Annotated in this window: 18 protein-coding genes and 2 tRNA genes; 4 read left to right on the forward strand and 16 right to left on the reverse strand. The window is 54.6% G+C overall.

What is annotated here, in order from left to right; translation table 11 throughout:
• Window positions 1–54: 54 nt before the first annotated feature.
• The 4 genes from IEX04_RS17830 to IEX04_RS17845 all read right to left on the reverse strand — a co-directional run bounded on the left by IEX04_RS17830 (window position 55) and on the right by IEX04_RS17845 (window position 3,034).
• A complete protein-coding gene (locus IEX04_RS17830) occupies window positions 55–744 on the reverse strand; it encodes a DNA alkylation repair protein (protein WP_188687424.1) in 690 nt (229 codons plus the stop codon).
• A gap of 78 nt (window positions 745–822) precedes the next feature.
• Window positions 823–1,290 carry a protein-tyrosine phosphatase family protein gene (locus tag IEX04_RS17835; protein ID WP_188687425.1) on the reverse strand — a complete coding sequence of 156 codons (468 nt, stop codon included), beginning with the start codon at window positions 1,288–1,290 and terminating at the stop codon, window positions 823–825.
• A 6-nt stretch (window positions 1,291–1,296) separates the two neighbouring features.
• On the reverse strand, window positions 1,297–1,923 hold the full coding sequence (locus tag IEX04_RS17840; protein WP_188687426.1) for a GyrI-like domain-containing protein: 627 nt from the start codon (window positions 1,921–1,923) through the stop codon (window positions 1,297–1,299).
• A gap of 16 nt (window positions 1,924–1,939) precedes the next feature.
• Entirely contained in the window at window positions 1,940–3,034 is a 1,095-nt protein-coding gene (locus tag IEX04_RS17845; protein WP_105673918.1) for a magnesium and cobalt transport protein CorA, read from the reverse strand.
• A gap of 497 nt (window positions 3,035–3,531) precedes the next feature.
• Here IEX04_RS17845 and IEX04_RS17850 point away from each other — a divergent pair, with 497 nt between their 5' ends.
• Window positions 3,532–4,920, forward strand: a complete 1,389-nt coding sequence (locus tag IEX04_RS17850) for a DUF4232 domain-containing protein (protein WP_188687427.1) — start codon at window positions 3,532–3,534, stop codon at window positions 4,918–4,920.
• Window positions 4,921–5,064: 144 nt separating this feature from the next.
• Here IEX04_RS17850 and IEX04_RS17855 read toward each other — a convergent pair.
• From IEX04_RS17855 to IEX04_RS17910, 12 genes are all read right to left on the reverse strand, one after another.
• Window positions 5,065–5,137, reverse strand: a tRNA-Ala gene (locus tag IEX04_RS17855).
• 191 nt (window positions 5,138–5,328) lie between these two features.
• A tRNA-Ala gene (locus IEX04_RS17860) sits at window positions 5,329–5,401 on the reverse strand.
• A gap of 82 nt (window positions 5,402–5,483) precedes the next feature.
• Entirely contained in the window at window positions 5,484–5,852 is a 369-nt protein-coding gene (gene rsfS, locus IEX04_RS17865; protein ID WP_105673914.1) for a ribosome silencing factor, read from the reverse strand.
• A gap of 48 nt (window positions 5,853–5,900) precedes the next feature.
• Window positions 5,901–7,475 carry a hypothetical protein gene (locus tag IEX04_RS19050; protein WP_188687428.1) on the reverse strand — a complete coding sequence of 525 codons (1,575 nt, stop codon included), beginning with the start codon at window positions 7,473–7,475 and terminating at the stop codon, window positions 5,901–5,903.
• A gap of 82 nt (window positions 7,476–7,557) precedes the next feature.
• On the reverse strand, window positions 7,558–8,163 hold the full coding sequence (nadD, locus tag IEX04_RS17875; RefSeq protein WP_096254662.1) for a nicotinate-nucleotide adenylyltransferase: 606 nt from the start codon (window positions 8,161–8,163) through the stop codon (window positions 7,558–7,560).
• 2 nt (window positions 8,164–8,165) lie between these two features.
• The gene (locus IEX04_RS17880) at window positions 8,166–8,360 is read right to left on the reverse strand and encodes a hypothetical protein (RefSeq protein WP_229677240.1); all 195 of its coding nucleotides are present in this window, start codon (window positions 8,358–8,360) and stop codon (window positions 8,166–8,168) included.
• Between the two features lie 121 nt (window positions 8,361–8,481).
• The gene (locus IEX04_RS17885; protein ID WP_229677241.1) at window positions 8,482–9,777 is read right to left on the reverse strand and encodes a glutamate-5-semialdehyde dehydrogenase; all 1,296 of its coding nucleotides are present in this window, start codon (window positions 9,775–9,777) and stop codon (window positions 8,482–8,484) included.
• A gap of 10 nt (window positions 9,778–9,787) precedes the next feature.
• On the reverse strand, window positions 9,788–10,945 hold the full coding sequence (gene proB / locus IEX04_RS17890; protein WP_096254659.1) for a glutamate 5-kinase: 1,158 nt from the start codon (window positions 10,943–10,945) through the stop codon (window positions 9,788–9,790).
• A 2-nt stretch (window positions 10,946–10,947) separates the two neighbouring features.
• On the reverse strand, window positions 10,948–12,531 hold the full coding sequence (gene obgE / locus IEX04_RS17895) for a GTPase ObgE (protein ID WP_096254658.1): 1,584 nt from the start codon (window positions 12,529–12,531) through the stop codon (window positions 10,948–10,950).
• Window positions 12,532–12,657: 126 nt separating this feature from the next.
• Window positions 12,658–12,912 (reverse strand): 50S ribosomal protein L27, encoded by a 255-nt coding sequence (gene rpmA, locus IEX04_RS17900; RefSeq protein ID WP_096254657.1) that lies wholly within the window; start codon window positions 12,910–12,912, stop codon window positions 12,658–12,660.
• Between the two features lie 50 nt (window positions 12,913–12,962).
• Complete coding sequence (gene rplU, locus IEX04_RS17905) at window positions 12,963–13,271, reverse strand: 50S ribosomal protein L21 (RefSeq protein ID WP_096254656.1); 309 nt, start codon at window positions 13,269–13,271, stop codon at window positions 12,963–12,965.
• A gap of 231 nt (window positions 13,272–13,502) precedes the next feature.
• Window positions 13,503–16,541 carry an Rne/Rng family ribonuclease gene (locus tag IEX04_RS17910; RefSeq protein ID WP_188687429.1) on the reverse strand — a complete coding sequence of 1,013 codons (3,039 nt, stop codon included), beginning with the start codon at window positions 16,539–16,541 and terminating at the stop codon, window positions 13,503–13,505.
• A 496-nt stretch (window positions 16,542–17,037) separates the two neighbouring features.
• On the opposite strand from IEX04_RS17910, the gene IEX04_RS17915 reads away from it, so the two are divergent.
• The 3 genes from IEX04_RS17915 to IEX04_RS17925 all read left to right on the forward strand — a co-directional run bounded on the left by IEX04_RS17915 (window position 17,038) and on the right by IEX04_RS17925 (window position 18,778).
• Window positions 17,038–17,658: a vitamin K epoxide reductase family protein gene (locus IEX04_RS17915; protein ID WP_188687430.1), complete on the forward strand. Its 621-nt coding sequence runs from the start codon at window positions 17,038–17,040 to the stop codon at window positions 17,656–17,658.
• Window positions 17,642–18,025, forward strand: coding sequence for a ribosomal maturation YjgA family protein (locus IEX04_RS17920; RefSeq protein WP_229677242.1), 384 nt, complete (start codon window positions 17,642–17,644; stop codon window positions 18,023–18,025). Before IEX04_RS17915 ends, IEX04_RS17920 begins: the two co-directional genes overlap by 17 nt.
• 168 nt (window positions 18,026–18,193) lie before the next feature.
• A complete protein-coding gene (locus IEX04_RS17925) occupies window positions 18,194–18,778 on the forward strand; it encodes a GNAT family N-acetyltransferase (protein ID WP_096254651.1) in 585 nt (194 codons plus the stop codon).
• Window positions 18,779–18,972: the final 194 nt, after the last annotated feature.

Genomic DNA, 18,972 nt, shown 5'->3' on the forward strand with positions numbered 1-18,972 from the left:
GAAGCCGGCGGAACCTTTTGGTTCCGCCGGCTTCCCGGTTTTTCTTTACACATTTCAGGCCGATCGGCGTTTGACCATTTCATTAATCCAAATCGGAGCGAAGGGTGACGTGCACCCGGCAGGCGTGGGATAGTCCGCTAAAACCTGCAAGGACTCTCCGATACGTAAAGCGCGAGGGCGTAGTTCTTCGTTCTCGATACCAATCTGGGCCAGGGTGTTGTTCATGGCCCACTGCAAACGCTGTGGGGCGTGAAGCATTTGGGCTTCGACAACATCAAGCAATGCGGATTGGTCAAGGTTTTCTGGAGCTTTAACCACCTGGTGGGCCGTCAGCTCCCATCCTGCACTTGCGACCACTGGGTCCTGATCGTCCACGAGCCTTCGGCGAAGCTCTTCAAGATGCTTGCTCTTTTTCACCACATAGTTCAGGAACCATGCTTGAACCTTTGGCGTACGGGACTGCCTGACCCACTGTTCTAAGTCATCAATGGTGAACGCCCGCGGCTTGCAAATGAGAGTGGCGAGCAGCTGACATCCTGTCTGGTCGGTATGCCATAGCTCGGTGGCAAGTTCGTGATTACTTTTCAGTGCCTTGGCCAAGGCGCGCAGTTTGCCAAGATTTACTCCGTAGTCGTCCCCGTGTTTTTCGTTGATGGCGCGGATCCGTGGATCTTCTAAGGATTCCAGCGCCCCTTGTACGTCGGCAACATTACTCGAAGGACTCAGTTCAATGTCGGTACTCATGGTCTTATCTTCCCTGATATCTGGCTTCGGATCATCAACTACATCAAGGTAGCCGTGCGTGTTGCTTCAGCGATTTATCTACCGTGCAAGTACGGGTAGCAGGCGTTTCAGCCAGCGTCTTTGCCCGAAGGTTTCTACTGCCTGGGGATGATAGTTCTCTTTGACCCAAGGCACAGCATCTGCTGGTGATACGCCGCCGAGCACGGCCAGTACCGCTAGGGCAGTTCCGGTCCTGCCTACTCCCCCGCGGCAGGAGACCTCAACACGTTGAAACGAGGCCCGCCGGTATGCTTCGCGCAGCGCAGCCACGGCGGATTGGGTTGACTTGGGTGTCGAAAAATCTCGCCATTGGACCCACCGGTATTCGCGGTCCGAAAATTGAGGATCCCGGCCTAGTAGATACACCCCAAAATCAGGAGGGTTCAAGGCTTTGCTACGTTTTAGGCTGGCACCTCGAAGTTGCTTTCCATCTGGCAAACGCACCAGACCAGGCTCGTCTGCCGGCCATTGCGATCCATCTGTCCACTGCCCTGGGCCCTTCTGCATATCTGGTTATCCGGCTATGCTCTGCACGGGCTGACGAAGGATCGTCCGGAGTTTTTCCGCTGCAACACGTCGCGGATCATTCAAATAAATTTCGTGATGTTTCCCGGTCAGCTCAAGAGCATAGGCAGGAATGAATTCTTGATGCAATCGGCGTAGTGTCTGGGATTCATCGTCATAGGGACCGATATGCAGGGTTTGTACGCATAACCCTTCGACGAAAATTTCGAATCTCACCTTTGCGAGATCTATCGGCGGATCTTTGCGCCCTAAGTCTTCCTTGATACTTTCAAACATGCTTTGCTCTACCCAGTCGGGCACCATGATCATCATGGTCCAGTGCCACAACGACTTGTCCCGGTGCTCGGTAAAAGAAGACATGTCCTTCGCCCACCAGAGCCCTTCTAAGGGCATCACCACGTAGTCACGGCCAAGTTCACGCTTACTGAAAAACTTCAGCTTGTAGGCCACCGGATACAGCGCCTGCAGTGCTTGAGCATAGGCTGGCGAAGTGTTCGGATCCCCGTACCCATCAATCATCAGGTATCTGCGTTCGGGTAGCTCAAGTAGTGCAAACTCTTCATGCTTCGCTTGATACCCGAGCAAACTTTTCTTTAGGTCGACTTTCTCAGCCATCGCTTGCGCCCCTTTCTTAGAACCAGCCACGGCGTCGGAAGACAATATAAAGGGTCGCCGCGAACCCAATCATCAGGATTACTGCCGCCGGATAACCCAAAGCCCAGTGCAGTTCGGGCATCACGTCAAAGTTCATTCCGTAGATCGCTGCTATCAGGGTCGGCGCGAACAAGATCGCAGCCCACCCGGAAATCTTTTTCATATCCTCGTTTTGACGTTGCGCCACCAGCGTTGAATTCACATTCAGGATTTGGGAGAGCGCATCACGATATTCCACGGTCTGCACATGTGCCCGGGTCAGGTGATCGGTGACGTCTTGGAGATAGGTTTGCAACTCATTGGGTACGTCGTATTTATTGAAGCCATCCGATAGCGAACGTACTACTTCAAGCAACGAGGCCGTCGCATGCTGCATATCGATAATCTCTTGGCTCAACCGGTAGATACGTTCGGTGACCGCTGCATCGCCGCTAAATACCTGACGCTCGATCTGTTCTTTATCAATTCCCAAGCCTTGCAAGACGGGCACGTAGCCATCGACAATCTCATCTAGCAACCTATAGAGCACCGCTTCGGCGCCCATGCTCAGTAGTTTGTTATCAGCTAATAATGTCCGATCCCGGGCCACAAATTCGTCTGCCACCGAGGTTTCAAGCTTTAGCCCAGGGGTGCCATCGATCCAGCGATGGTCTTGGCAAAGCACCGCAATGGAACCCGGTCGAAGAAGGATGTGAAATTCCGAAAGCTCGACTTCTTCAAGATCGTCTAAGTATCGTGCCGAACGCACCACTAAGAGCAGTACGTTCCCATAGCGTTCCAGTTTCGGTCTTTGCCGCGCATGCATCAAGTCATCTACCAGGACCGGGTGCAATTCCCAGGCTTGTGCGAGCTCGTGAATATCTTGTTCATCTGGCGTCGGATATAGGCTCAGTGACACGCGTCCCGCGGCACTGTCTGCGTATTCCAGTGCGTTGGTAGGCGAAGTAGCAGCTGGCGCCGCTCGCACCGAACCGTCCTCAACGAATCTCACCATAAAAGGCGCATGTTCATACTTCAGAGCATCTTTGGCTCGATTAGTACGGTGTAATACTTTGCGGGTTGGTTCCCTCATCTGGGCTCCTGTCCAAAATCCAACGAAACTTGGGCGTAAACGAATTCCGCGGCATTCCAGTGAACCAAACGGGCTTCAACGTATCGTATCCCTCTAAGTTATAGGGCTACTGGGGAAATTATCGGCGCTACACGCGTCTTTTCGGCTGTTAGTAGTCATTTCCCGCCATCAGATATTTCCTCGGAGGCATCACCGCTGCACTGGTCGCGTCTGCTTTCTTGGGGATCTCTGCTTTACGGCGCGATCGCAGGAATCTTCGCGCTGGTACACTCTCGGTTCAACGCCAATGTTCGTGCTACGCCTGCCGCGATGAACTACGGCTTCGACATAAATAGCTGTTCAAATTCCCCAACGCAATCTACCTTGCTGATGGTTTAGGAATGGGCCACATTGCGCTTTAGCACTCTAAGCAACCGGGGAAGGCTATTGCATGCGAATATCATTTTCATGCCGATACTTCTGGCCTCACGTGTCCGCAGTGGTATTCCAACGGATGAATGACTTTGAACTTTTGGTACGGTAACGAGGTGAAGAAGTCTCGAATAGTCGCACTGGTCTCGGTGCTCTTTATTGTCGCCGTGGGGCTTGTCATCTGGAATCCATGGGAATCTTGCGATGCGCCTCAACCGATATGCGAAAATTTCGAGAAGATCCAGAGCCTAGATGGCATAGCCTCAGTACAAGTCGACTACGAGACGATAGCTATTAATCTCAAGGACGGAGGTAGATCCTCCGCCACTTGGACTGTGAATCTGTCAGAAAATCAACAAGATAGCGTAGCAATCGAATCTGCGGTTCGCGCAGAAAAGATCCTGCAGGGAACGGTGGTTCCCACCGTAGAGCTACAAAATTACTCTCAGTACGTGCTCGGGATACCACAGGTCATCAAAACCGAAGCAAAAACAGGTCAATATTATGAGCTGAGCGTCTCCCCCTTTGAGGATTTGAAGAGCGAATTGCGCCAAGCTTTCATGCTCAGAAATGCTGGGGCATTACGCGTCACCAACTCGTCCGCGGTCGCTGTCAATCCACAAGACTTGCAACGGATAGCCAGTTTCGCCAAAGAACACGGTTTCGATGTCAGCCTAGAAACCGAGGATCAAAAAGTGCGCTATACCCCCGATCCGACAATCGATATGGAAAAAGTGGCTCTCGTTATCGATGCGGGAGCATTACCGAACGTCGAAACAGCCCTTTACGGCAGTCAAATGCTTTCCGTTCACAGCGCCACTGCCGATAGCACCGTTGAAACCAGCGCCATTCAACAATGGCTGGAGCAGCACACGCCTCCACACAATCAACCATTGAAGTACTCCGTTTCCTCCCCTGGCTACGCAAAAATCCTTGAGGGGTGGATTGGCAAAATACTCCCGGATTCGTTAATCCCAGTGCCTGCTCCTTTGCCTGAGGGAACCAAGGCGTGGAAACAAGATCCAAATGCCAATTACTGTACGACTAACGATGTGAAGTTCGAACTCAGTGCGCCTGACGCGGCTCTTGGTTCCCGGTATTTATCGGTCTACGCCACGAACATTTCGGATACACCTTGTGCGGTTCAAGGCGTGGCTAATCTGGAGTTTTTCAACGAAGAGGGCCAACCCCAAATAAATGTTACGGTGACAGCAGATCCGGGAATCTCTCCAGAATTGGTGGTCATTCCCGAAGGAGAAACGGCGATGACCACAATGAAATGGGGCGCCATGTCGACTTCTCAGGATCCCGATGAAACTACGCGTCTGGAAATCTCTTTACTGCCCGGACTGGAACCGACCAAGCTGACGCCACAAATTGAAGGTGCCGACACCTCGTTAGATATTCTCGACGGTGCGAAGATTCGCATTAGTCCGTGGGTGCAAGCCTTGGCGGGATGGAGCAAGCCTAACTAGTCTTGTCCGACTCTCGTCAAGGCTATGCTGGCTACTTCAGCTACGTCTGGAGACCGGGCTTGGGAAGCTAGCAACCGGTTCCAGAACTGAGTAACGACAATGTATCTGAAGATATTCAAAAGGCCTGCGACTCAACGCAGGCAGTGGAGCTAAGGGGAATCGGACCCCTGACCTCTTCGTTGCGAACGATTCGCTCTACCAACTGAGCTATAGCCCCGCGATACCTTCGACCTTACTCCTGTAAATTTCATCTCAGATGAAATCACCCCACCGATGGCACAGGAAGACCGTGCGTCTTATGCCGCGTAATTCAAGACATTGAAACTCTCTAAATACGGATCTCATACCTGGCAGAACACAAAAGTCCCACCTCGTGAGTAACGAGATGGGACTCTTGAATTTAGTTTGTGGAGATAAGGGGATTCGAACCCCTGACCTTCTGCATGCCATGCAGACGCGCTACCAACTGCGCCATACCCCCAAAAGGATTGCTCCCTGATCAGGCAACTTACTAATCATAAGTGAGCTCTAATCTAGGAAGCAAATCCGGTTTTCACTTAAGACTATTTGGCTTCTGCAGTGATTTCGATGACCGGGCAGTCCGACCACAGTCGGTCCAGGGCGTAGAAGACACGGTCTTCCTGGTGCTGGATGTGAACGACCACGTCGCCGTAGTCCAGAAGTACCCAACGGCCCAAGCCGAATCCTTCGCGGCGTACCGGACGAAGGTCAAACTTTCCGAGGACCATTGCCTGGACCTCGTCAGCGATTGCGTTGACCTGTGGCTCAGAGCCACCGGAGACGATCAGGAACGCGTCAGTTACGCCCATACGTTCGGCGACATCAAGTGCCACAATGTCTTCTGCCAACTTGTCAGATGCGGCCTGAGCGGCCACCTGAACGAGGGCGATAGAGTCTGCGTGTGCTCCCATGAAGTGGGGTGTCTCCTTATAGAGGTATAGATCGAGAACTTAATTGTCCTACGAAGACAGCGAACTGATCAACATAACAATACCCGCAATGAGTGCGGCACCGCCCACGCTGAGTGCAGCGATCATAGCAATCAGCATGTTATTTGCACGCCGAACGCCATGAGTTTGAGCATCTAGTGGCTGCAGCCCTTGAGCATTTACCGCCTCGATACGTGGCATTTCCACATTCGCTTGCGGCGCCGAAGCTTGAGCAGTCGATTGATCATTTGAGCCAGCTGTTTTTACTTGCGGCTTTGCCGCTGGTTTGACCGCTTGGCCAGTCGCAGGTTTAGGCGCAGGTACGGCTTGTGGCTTCGCCGCTGCCGGTGCTGGTTTAGCTGGTGAAACCGTTGAAGCTGGCTTGACCACCGGCTTAACAGTTTTCGCGGCAGGCTTTGGAGGCATCTTGCCAACGCTTGGCTTCTTGGATGCCTGCGAATTATGCTTCAGTTTGTCAGAGAGTTTCCCACTGGAATCAAGATCCAGCGAGACGCTTTCAGTCTTAGGACCTTGCACGCCAGTCTTGGCGATACGGTCTTCGACTTCGCGAATATTGCCCAGGGCGCCGGTAAAAGGATCGGAGAGCGGCTGCTCTTTACCCTTCTTTGCGTTCTCAATACGTAGTCGTTCACGCTCTGCAGCACGACGAGAAATGATTGCAGCACGAGCCGCCATTTCCCGCTGATGAGCGAGTACTTCGAGATCAATCTCACCATCATCTTCGTTCAAAAGATTCGGATCGACTGGAGTCTTGGGATCGTGGGAGCGTCGAGCAGCTAAGGCTTCTTCGACACTCATCACCGTGGTTTCCGGTGAATCATCGGTTGACTTCGGTTTCGAAGCCGGCTTAGCGGCCTTGGGCTTCTGATTCGCCGAGTCAGGATTTTGGTCTGCCAGCGACTGCAAGCGTAGCTGGCGTCGGGTCAACGGTTTTGGCTCTTCAGCGGGTTCCACTGTGGGAACGTTTGTGGTGAGCGCACCGACTTCTTCTTCAAGGCGACGGCGTTCGCGTAGTGCTTCGCGGTCACGGGCACGACGCAGCGATGCGCGCTCCCCCATTGGCTTATCGGATGATTCGTCAGGCTTTGCAGCAGACTCAGTTTTTGGTGCTGACGCAGGCTTCACGGCGCTATCAGCCGGCTTTACAGCTGGCTTTACAGCTGGCTTGGGAGCTGAAGGGACCGTCTTAGATTCCGTTGCCTGCTTAGGGGCAGGACCGGCCTTTGGAGCAACGGCAGGCTTACCTGCTGGCTTCTTTGCTTCGGTGGATGACTTGTCCGGCACGCCGGATGAGATTTTACCAACCGGCGCTTTTACCGAGGCAGGCTTCGCTGGTGCTTTAGCCGGTGGTGTCTTTACTTCCGGTTTCGCCGAAGGCTTTGAATCAGATGGAGCGGCAGTTTTCGGGTCAGCTGGGCTGGCACCTGCCGAAGGCTTGACATCCTTCTTTTCAGTTGCCTGCTGATCGGCTAGCTTCTTGGCTTCCTGCTCGGCCTTACTACTGGCCAGCATGGCTTCCATTTCAGCGCGCCGCTTTTCACGCAATGCTCGCCGGCTTGAAGCCGGCTGCGTGTTATCGCTCATCCTGTTCTTCTCCCGACCGCGTAGACAAAATACCGTCACCCTTACCTAGAGATTATGCCGTGTTAGAGGTAGCAATGTGAGGTTACGACTCGGTATAGAGCCCATATTTTGCAATGTACTGCACCACACCATCCGGAACCAAGTACCAGACAGGCTTGCCTTGGGCTACTCGACCGCGACAATCTGTGGAGGAAATCGCCAATGCTGGGATTTCTAATAATGAAACGTTCTCTTGGTGAAGTTCCGGAAGCACATGTCCTGGACGACTTACACCGACAAAATGCGCCAAGTCCCAGACTTGATCTATGTCTTTCCAACTGGCGATACGACTCAGCGCATCGGCACCGGTGATAAAGAACAACTCCGCTTCGGGACGTTCGGCACGAAGATCAAGCAAGGTGTCGTGCGTATACGTTGCGCCTTCACGGTCAATGTCGACTCGGCTCACCGTGAAACCCGGGTTCGAAGCGGTAGCAATAACCGTCATCAGGTAACGATGCTCGGCGGCAGACACATCTCGTGTGGACTTCTGCCAAGGCTGTCCGGTAGGAACGAACACCACTTCATCCAGATCATATTCAGCAGCAACCTCACTGGCTGCTACCAAGTGACCATTATGGATAGGATCAAAAGTACCGCCCATCACGCCGAGGCGCAATGGGCGGTTCTTGTCTTTTGGATCAGCCAAAGCTAGTGCTTGTCGCCGTGAACCTTGAACTGACGGTGAACATCTTCACCCTCAGCGTGATCCGCGTGACGCATACCCACGTTGGTGTAGGAAACGGCGACCAGCAACAACACCATCAGCGTAAGGAAGATGCCACCACCAATGATGATTGCCATGGTGTGCGGATCCATGCCGGTGGATGCAGCTTCAGAAGCCATAATCAACGCGTTCAACTTATTTCTCCAAACGTTTTAACGAGACCATGCCTGTACGACAAACACTGGTCCGAAAAGTAACGGTACGATTCTTCTACATCCTACCGAAAACACAGAACATAAACTATTTACGAATATGCCCGTCGCCCTGAACGATCCATTTAGTTGTCGTCAGTTCGGTCAGACCCATAGGACCGCGGGCGTGCATCTTCTGTGTGGAGATACCTACTTCGGCGCCTAAGCCCAGCTGTCCACCGTCGGTGAATCGAGTCGAAGCATTAACAATCACTGCGGCAGATTCAATCTCCGCAATGAATCTCTCGGACTCTGCCAGTGATGAAGTAATGATTGCTTCGGTATGCCCGGTGGAGTACTCGCGGATATGTTCCAGCGCCTCATCCATCGTATCTACGAGCTTGACCGCGATATCCAGGTCTAAGTACTCATTACGCCAGTCATCTTCTCCGGCAGCAATAGTCTCAATCCCTGGCACCAAGGAGGCAACACGTGCGTCGGTATGCAGCGTGACGCCAGCCTGCGCGAGAGCTTTCAATACCGCCGGTGCTGCCGGAGCATCTTTAGCGATCAGCAGGGTTTCTACCGTATTGCACACGCTGGGACGGTGAGTCTTCGCGTTGAGCAAGATGTCGGTAGCCATTTCCTCATCGGCGCTTGCGCTCATGAAAATGTGCACATTGCCTTCGCCGGTTTCAATCACTGGAACCTTGGCCGTGGTCACTACACGCTGGATCAATTCTCGACCACCACGTGGGATCAACACATCGATACGGCCACGTGCTGCCATCATCGCGTCGGCGCCTTCGCGTCCGTATTCGTCCACGGAGATCACTAGGTCTCGTGGCAAGGAGACAGACTCCAAGGCGTTGCGGATGTAGTTAACCAATGCGACATTTGAGTTCAGCGCAGCGGAACCACCACGGAGCAATACCGCGTTGCCACTCTTTAGCGACAACCCCGCGATATCTACGGTCACGTTGGGACGCGCCTCGTAAATGGTGCCAATAACGCCCATTGGAACGTTGATCTGACGCATTCGCAAGCCGTTAGGGAGGGTCTCTCCACGCACTACACGTCCGACGGGATCGGGTAGGCCAATAAGTTCTTCAAGGGCTGAGATCAGTCCGTCAATACGCTGATCATCAAGCTTGAGTCGGTCAAGCATCGCAGCACTCGTGCCGCGCTCCCGACCATTTTCTAGGTCTTTGGCGTTTGCAGCCATAATTTGCTGACGGTGAGCATCGATGGTGTCAGCGATGGCGCGGAGCGCCTTATCTTTCCAATCACGGTTTGCTCGCGCAAGTGTTCGCGATGCCCGGCGGGCCCGATCTGCCAGCTGGTTGACCGACGTAGCAACGTCGGTGGTGGATTCGGTCTTGGTTTCGGCTGAATCTAGACTCATATTTGCCATTCTATTGACCCACGTCCATCAAAGCCAGATCGTCGATATGCACGACGGCTTTTTCGTAACCTTCACCGAGGGAGTCGGCGATCTCACCGGTGGTGCGCCCTAGCATTGCGGGAAGTTCTTCGGAGGAGTAATTCACTAGGCCTCGTCCGATAATGTTTCCGTCTGCATCACAGATTTCTACCGCGTCTCCGGCTTCAAATTCTCCACGAGTTGCGGTGATGCCTGCGGCAAGTAATGAGTTCGTTCCATCGGCGACGGCACGTACCGCACCGGCGTCCAAGATCAAACGACCTTCGGCGGAGGCCAGATGAGCAAGCCACACGTCACGGGCCGAACGGCGGGTGTTGCGCGCCGCAAACCAGGTTCCGACGTCCTCGCCGGCAAGTGCGCGGGCGGCGTTGTCGGTGCTGGTCACCAGGGTAGGGATGCCCGCGGCGGAGCTCATGGTGGCTGCGTCCACCTTGGTGATCATGCCACCGGTGCCCACGCCTGCCGACCCTGGGGTGCCCAGGTCGACGGTATCAAGTTCGTCGGGGTGGCCCACATGCGAAATGCGGCTTCCGCCGTCCTTCGGGTGCGCGTCATAAACCGAGTCAACATCGGAGAACAGCAGCAACGCATCGGCCTTGATCAGGTGGGCTACCAGGGCGGCCAAACGATCATTGTCGCCAAAACGGATTTCTCGGGTGGCTACCGCATCATTTTCGTTGACAATCGGCAAGACGCCCAGATTCAACAGGCGCGTCAGTGAACGCAGCGCGTTGGTGTACGTGGTGCGGTGCATCAGATCATCGGCAGTCAACAAGACCTGCCCGACGTTCAGGTCATACTTGGCAAATTCTTGGGTGTACTGCGCTAGCAGTAACCCCTGGCCTACGGCTGCTGCCGCCTGCTGGGTGGCAAGGTCCTTAGGACGCTTGTCCAATCCCAGCGGCGACAGTCCAGCGGCAATAGCGCCGGAGGAGACTAAAACGATTTGAGTGTCGTCGTGCACGGTTTGTGCGAGAGTGTCGGCCAGGAACTTCAGCCGCTCATGGGAGATTCCCCCGCTGACGGTTGTCAGCGAGCTGGATCCCACCTTGACTACTAGTCTTCGTGCTTGAGGTAGATCTCGAAGTGAGGAAATTGAAGATAATGTCTTGGTTGCTCGCACATTCATACTTAGTCTTCCTTTTCTGCTGCTCGATCCTTCGCAGCGCGTTCAGCATTCTTAGCATGTACAGACTCGGTCCAGATGCCAGCGCGACGTTCAGCTTCAAGCTCCGCACGTGCCTCGGCCTTCGCGGCACGGCGATCTTCGTGCTCTGCGCGCTTCTGTTCACGAGTCTTACGGTTTCGGTCTTCCAGACGGATGTCTTCGCCACGGCGTGAGCCGAGCAATTCTGCACCGGCAGCCATAGTTGGCTCCCAGTCAAAGACCACCGAGTTTTCTTCGGAGCCAATCACGACGGCGTCGCCAGGCTTTGCCCCGGCCCTAAACAACTGGTTTTCAACACCCAGCTTCGCTAGGCGGTCTGCCAGGTAGCCGACTGCTTCGTCATTACGGAAGTCGGTCTGCACGATCCAGCGTTCAGGCTTTTCACCAATGACACGCCAGAGCGGTTCGTTGCTCACCTCTTCACGGCGAATAACAAATTCGGTCTTCTTTCCGGTGCGTTGACGCAGCATCGGAACTTCCACAACCGGGGATTCTTCGACACGCTCGGAGCGTGCCTTCTCTACCAATTCAGCCATGGCGAAGGTCAAATCACGTAATCCATTACGTGCCAAAGCCGAGATTTCAAAGACGCGGTAGCCACGTTTTTCGAGCTCTGGGCGCACAAACTCGGCCATGTCGGCACCATCAGGCATATCCACTTTGTTGAGCGCAACAAGTTTTGGACGCTCGGTCAGAGGAATAATATTGCCGTCGGTTCCGGCGAAAGTCGAGTCGGCTTCGTAGGCCGCCAATTCGGCTTCGATGGTTTCCAGGTCGCCAATGGGATCGCGATCCGACTCTAGGGAACCGCAGTCAAGCACGTGCACAATAGCGGCACAGCGTTCAACGTGGCGTAGGAATTCGTGACCCAACCCCTTGCCTTCGGACGCACCGGGGATCAGCCCAGGGACATCGGCTACGGTGAAACGAATTTCGCCTGCCATGACGACGCCAAGGTTTGGCACCAGGGTGGTGAATGGGTAGTCAGCAATCTTCGGTCGGGCAGCCGATACGGCGGCGATCAACGAAGACTTACCGGCCGATGGGAAGCCAACCAGGGCAATATCTGCCACTGACTTCAGTTCCAGCACTACTTCTTGGCTGGTACCTGGGGTGCCAAGTAGGGCGAAGCCCGGTGCTTTACGCTTATCCGAGGCGATAGCCGCGTTGCCCAGACCACCGAGGCCACCTACGGCAGCACGGTATTCGTCACCGACCTTGACTAGGTCTGCAATGATGTCGCCATCCTTGGTTTTCACCACGGTGCCCGCTGGGACGCCAAGGATCAGGTCCTCACCCTGCTTGCCCGGGCGCAGATCGCCCTTACCTGGCTCGCCATTGGCAGCCTTGCGGTGTGGCAGGTGATGGAAGTCCAGCAAGGTGGTGACCTGTGGGTCAACGCGCAAGAAGACGTTGCCACCATTGCCGCCTGCTGCACCGTCTGGCCCACCGAGCGGTTTGAACTTCTCACGCTTGATGGACACACAACCGTGGCCACCATTACCTGCGGTGACATCTAGAGTTACGCGATCAACGAATGCAGCCACGGGGCCATCTTCTCCTATAACGGGGTGCGAGCTTATGCTCGCTTAAAGTCTATCTATACGCACACAAGGGGCGGGCCGAAATCGGCCCACCCCTTGTGCACTGAAATAATTGTCTGTCGCCTAAAGTTAGGCAGCAGTCACAATGTTCACTACGCGACGACCACGACGGGTGCCGAACTCGACTGCACCAGCAGCCAATGCGAACAGGGTGTCATCCTTGCCACGGCCTACGCCGGCGCCTGGGTGGAAGTGGGTGCCACGCTGGCGGACGATGATTTCGCCTGCCTTGACATCCTGTCCACCAAAGCGCTTTACGCCTAGGTACTGTGCGTTGGAATCGCGACCGTTGCGAGTGGAACTCGCACCTTTCTTATGTGCCATGCCTTTTAGCCTCTTTCGCTACAAAAATTGGTTATTACGATCAGCCCAAATTAGGCGATCGAGGTGACCTTGACCTTGGTCAGAGCGGCACGGAAGCCCTGGCGCTTCTTGTAACCGGTCTTGTTCTTGTACTTCTGGATAACAATCTTCTGGCCGCGGAGGTTTTCTACAACCTCAGCGGAAACCTTGACCTTAGCCAGGTCAGCAGCGGCGGAAGTTACCTTCTCGCCATCTACCAACAACAAGGCTGGAAGCTCAATAGAGCTACCTGGGGTAGCCCGAAGACGGTCTACGGTGATGAGGTCTCCAACGGAGACCTTTTCCTGGTGGCCGCCTGCGCGGACAATTGCGTACACCACGTGGGTACTCGCTTCTACTCGACGTTTATTGTCTTACCGGCGCAGAAATCAACCCGAACATCTAATAAATTAGATGCCTGAATCAGGGATCTCATGCGCTTGTGCCTTGACGCCGAGCGGATCAGAAATCCGTGATCTTGGCGTTTAGCACCGATCAACCAGATTACGCTAGTCAACACCACCGGGGCAAATAGAAACTGCCCCAGCGGGTGAAGCGTGATCAAGTTCATCTTATTTCAGTTCACGAACCGGAACTCCAACACCAAGCATTACCGGTTGCCCGGCAGCCGCTGTTGGCTTTACGTTTCGTGCACTGCTGGTATCCATCTGAACCACCGAACCGGTGGCAGCAGATACCTCGGCCACACTAACCTCTGCGTGCGCATCGCCCTGGACCGAGGTGGCCCGACGGCTGCGTCGCTTTGGTTTAGTGGAACTCTGTGGGGCCACAGCGGTTGCTGCGGCTGCTGGAGCGGCTGCGGCAGCTTGGGCTACCTGCGCTCCCTGCGAGGCTGGCATTGCAAGCCCAGTCAGCATTGGCTGTCCGGACGAGCTGGGCACAGCTACGGATTCACTCTGCGCGCGAGTAGCTCGGCGTGAGCCACGCTTGCGTGCATTTGGTTCTGGCTGCTTTTCGGCAACCGGAACCTGAGAGGTTTCAGTTTCGGTTTCTGGAGCGGATGCCTGTACTTCGGCCTGCTCGGATCCGTGTCCTTGGTCCGCGTGGCCACGTCCGCGTGAACGTGATCGTGAACGGCGACGTGGCTTGCGACCAGCCTCAAGGCCTTCCGGATCTTCCCCTTCGGCTCCGCCCGGAAGGGCGGCTTCCAAGGCTTCCAGAGTTACCGAGTTCTCCTCGGAGGAAGCCTGTGCAGCTTCACCCTTAGTGACCGGGACGTTCGTTCCGTCAATCTTCAAACCAGCTTCAACAGGTTGCTCAAGGTGCGATGCCGCAGCAATATTGGCTAACGCGTGGCGAGTAACTTCGTTCTTCTCACTAGGTTCAGATTCATGATGCGCGGCGTTATGCTCTGCTGGCTTCACGTCTTCACGTTCGTTGCCACGACGGCGACGACGCTCCGGACGCTGAGACGAAGACTTCTCCGGGAACTTCTTTGCGTGAGCTTCACCGGAAGAGTTGAAGGATTTGCGGTGTTCTACTGGCTCTTCATGGGTGATGAAGCCACTACCGGAACATGCTTCACATTCTTCACCGAAGACCTCCAGCAAACCTGTACCCATGCGCTTACGCGTCATCTGTACCAGTCCTAGGCTGGTGACCTCGGCTACCTGATGCTTAGTGCGGTCACGGCCAAGACACTCGACCAGTCGGCGTAGCACCAGATCGCGGTTGGCTTCCAAAACCATGTCAATGAAGTCGATGACGATAATGCCACCAATGTCACGCAAGCGCAGCTGGCGGACAACTTCTTCGGCCGCTTCCAAGTTATTCTTGGTGACGGTTTCTTCCAGATTTCCGCCAGAGCCGGTGAACTTACCGGTATTCACGTCAATAACGGTCATTGCTTCGGTACGATCAATAACCAGCGAACCGCCCGATGGCAAGAAGACCTTACGATCCAAAGCCTTGTTGATCTGTTCGTCAATGCGGAAATTGTTGAAGATATCCTCAGACTGTTCCCACTTCTCCAAGCGGCTCATCAGATCCGGTGCCACGTACATCACGTAAGCCTCGATGGTGTCCCAAGCTTGTTCGCCGGAGACTATCAGCTTGGTGAAGTCTTCGTTGAAGACGTCACGAACCACCTTGATGGTGAGGTCAGGTTCCGAGTACAGAAGCTCTGGAGCTAGGGTCTTGGTTGAGGAAGACTGTGCTTCGATACCTTCCCACTGAGCTCGCAGGCGGTTGATGTCGTTAGTCAGCTCTTCTTCAGATGCGCCCTCGGCCGCGGTACGTACGATGACGCCAGCGTTTTCCGGCAGGTGATCCTTCAAGATCTTCTTCAGGCGCTGACGTTCCACGTCTGGCAATTTGCGGGAGATACCAGTCATCGAGCCACCTGGCACATAAACCAGGTAACGACCCGGCAGGGACACCTGGCTGGTCAGACGTGCACCCTTGTGGCCCACTGGATCCTTGGTGACCTGCACGAGGACCGAATCTCCGGCCTTCAACGCATTTTCAATGCGGCGTGGCTGGCCCTCAAGTGCTGCAACATCCCAGTTCACTTCGCCGGCATAAAGCACCGCATTACGGCCGCGACCAATATCCACGAATGCAGCTTCCATAGAAGGCAACACATTCTGAACCTTGCCCAGGTAAACGTTGCCAATCAATGAATCTTGCTGAGTCTTGGAGACAAAGTGCTCGGCGAGCACTCCGTCTTCCATCACGCCGATCTGGATACGATCTTCGCGCTGGCGCACAATCATCTTGCGCTCTACCGATTCGCGACGAGCTAAGAACTCGGCTTCGGTAATCACCTGACGACGACGACCGGTCTCACGCGATTCGCGGCGACGCTGACGTTTTGCTTCCAGACGGGTGGAACCGCGAACCGAGGTCACGCGGTCCGATGCTGGAATCTGTGACTCAACGCTGGCGCGTGGGGCGCGAACGCGGGTCACAGTGTTTGGCGGATCATCCTGCGAGCCGCCTTCAACCTCAAGATCGACATCTCCACGGCGGCGACGGCGACGACGACGCGAGGTGACATCTTCGTCTTCGGTCTCTTCACTGTGCTGCTGGCGTGGGGTTCGCGTCTTCACCGGGTTAGCGGTCTTAGCCACCGCATGCTGCACTACCGTGTGAGCTGCCTCTGGAATTGCGAACGGGTTCATGATCATCGTGTTGCCGTGCTCTGCAAGCAAGGCACCGGTGTGGTCCTCGGGCGAAACTTCGCTGGCCGCGGATCCCTTGGTTGGCTCGGTGACTGCCGCGGCAAGCTTCGGACCGGTTTCTTCCGGAACCTGCTCAACCTCAACCTCGACTGCTGTCTCTTGTGAGGCAATCTTCTCTTCAGACGCTGCGGCTGCTTGCTCGACGGCGTCACGAGCCACTTGCTGGCGGCGTTCGGCTTGGCGGCTCAGGCGCTTGACCGAGTCAGGAGTGGATACCTGTGTGCGGCGCGTGGCGCGCCAACGGAACGGGCTTTCCTCTACGCCGGCTGCGGCATTGAGTTCGGCCAGAGTTAATGCACGTCGCAGTGGACGTGAGGGGGTGGTGGCTACAGTGGTACGGCGGGCTCGCGAACGATTGCCTCGCTTATTTGACTGCGCCCCTCCCTTTCGCTGATTTGATGCGCTCATTTAAATTCGCGTACTCCTAGTTTAAATTCCCGCTTCGGCGACCTCCACAGACGGTGCCTAGGCTGAAACAACATTCGTCACGTGTCTTAAGGCCGTCCTCGATGAGTCGGCCAGACACAAAAGTCCTTGTGTGTTCCGCAGCTTGTTTCATGCCGGTCCATTTAACTGATCCGATATGCACTTGCTGCGGCTCAACGTGGCCGTTGAAAACCGGCTGCTTTCCTTTGCAGCCCTACGATCCGCGGTATTCCCTCGGGAGGCGCACGTAATGGGCACTCAACCGAAGCGATGCATCGCAAGACGATCTGTCGTTTCAAAAGTCTGTCGTCGGGTTGAAAGCAGACTGTGGATCCGCGAACAACCATTTCCATTCTCTCATATTTAGTTCATTGCAAGTTCACAAACACATATATATTGCACAGAAAAGCTCCATAGTATGAGCTATGCAAGTTGCGCGTTGACCCGCATTCGACTGAACATATGGAATAGTCAAGATATGGTTTCATCACTTGAGAGTCCGCAGAACTCGGGCGTGTTGCCCTGGTGGGCAAAAGAGCGCGGCTATGGAATATTCGCTGTACTCACCGGAACGATCGCATGGATCGCTTCAGGCATTTTGGTCTTAGAGCGCCTAGAGCTCTACAAGAATCCCGATTACATCACCAGCTGTGACTTCAACCCATGGGTCTCCTGTGGCACCGTAATGAAGTCCAGCCAAGCGGCACTCCTAGGATTCCCCAACCCATTTCTGGGAATTGTGCTCTTTGGCGTACTGATCACCATCGGCATGGCCTTGCTCGCAGGCGCCAAATTCCAGCGTTGGTTCTGGATTGGCATCCAAGCCGGCGTAACCATCGCCATGGTATTCGTAATTTGGCTCTGGTCTCAGGCACTTTACGAGATTAACGCGCTATGCCCTTACTGCATGGTGGTTTGGGCGGTCATGATTCCCCTCTTCGTCTTCACCACCTCACATAATATTGTCCGAGGCATCATCCCAGGTTCGGCAGGACTGAAAAAGTTTGTCACCGAATGGAGCTGGATTATCACCGCAATCCTCTGGGTCCTGGTTGCGGCCTCAATCGTCATGCGATTCCCGAATGCCTTCTTTGGCTAGTCTCAGCCAGCGTCGACTCATGATGGGGATCAGTGCCGTGGCGCTGATCCCCATCGGTTTATTCCTGCGCTTTCAGCCCTGGGGTTTGCTCTCGGATCTATCCGGAGGAATTCTCTACGCGAGTTTAATCTATGTTTTGGTGGCGTTCCTAGTCCCGACAGGCACACAGATTACCGTGGGATTGTGGGCACTGGGATGGTGCGTAGCGGTGGAACTATTGCAATTAACTGCTTTCCCAAGCTCCGTGGCGGACTTATTCCCACCCGCACGGTTAGTTTTGGGGACCGGTTTTGCGCCAACCGATCTAGTGGCTTACTTCTTCGGTGTGCTTTTCGCGTTTCTAGTTGATTTGATTTGGCAACGATGAATCACCAATTCGCGCTATTAGCGAAAACCTTGATGCACCGGTGCCCCACGAATTTTCGCTTACTCCCCCGCGCAATCAGGGAATTTTTCGCTTAGGCCCAATACCGCATCGACTGCTCACCATGAGCCAAATCACCCCAAGCGAGTTCAAAGCGACTAGATTAGGGTCATGGGAAGCGACAATTGGAATACAGAAAATGCCCAAGATTACGGCATCAATCTACTGATCTCGGACACAATTAGGCTCCGTGAGCTACAAGACGATGATCTACCAATCCTGACCCAGTGGTGGAACAGTCCAGAATTCATGGCACTGCAAGGAAATATTGTCCTGCCTCATCCAGGAATTGAAGCTGCCAGCCTTTTTAAGAGCTGGAGCCTGAACCGTGGGACCAAAGATGGTGTGGGTCTGTCCGTGACGCTGCCAGATGACACTTTGATTGGACACACCGCACTTTATAACTTCAACGCTCCGGCACGTTCGGCTGAACTCATGCTGATGATTGGCGGCTCAAACGTCGGCCAGGGATACGGCACCGTCGCAACGAAGATGATCGTTGACTTTGGCTTCCGAGAAATGGGACTGAACCGAATCGGCTTGGGAATCTGGGCATACAACGAACGCGCACTGCGCACGTTCTCTCGTGCCGGCTTCCGCGAGGAAGGCCGCCACCGTCAGGCAGGATTCCACGATGGAGCATTCCATGACCGTATTCTGATGAGCTTGCTCGCCGAGGAGTATTTCGGGAACTAATCCCCTACTGACTCAAACTAGCTCTGATGGGGTGCTTGTCCACGTTTTCGTGGATAAACACCCCATTTTGTTGCTCCAGTGGCTTATAAACACAAAAGCCAGACCCGAAATTAGCTTCTCTCGGCGTTGTGGCGATTGCTAATCCACTCGTTAGCCTATTGTTGAAGCTAGTTAGTGTCAGTTACAAGGAGTAC

The organism is Glutamicibacter ardleyensis, assembly GCF_014644555.1.
Classification (GTDB): domain Bacteria; phylum Actinomycetota; class Actinomycetes; order Actinomycetales; family Micrococcaceae; genus Glutamicibacter; species Glutamicibacter bergerei.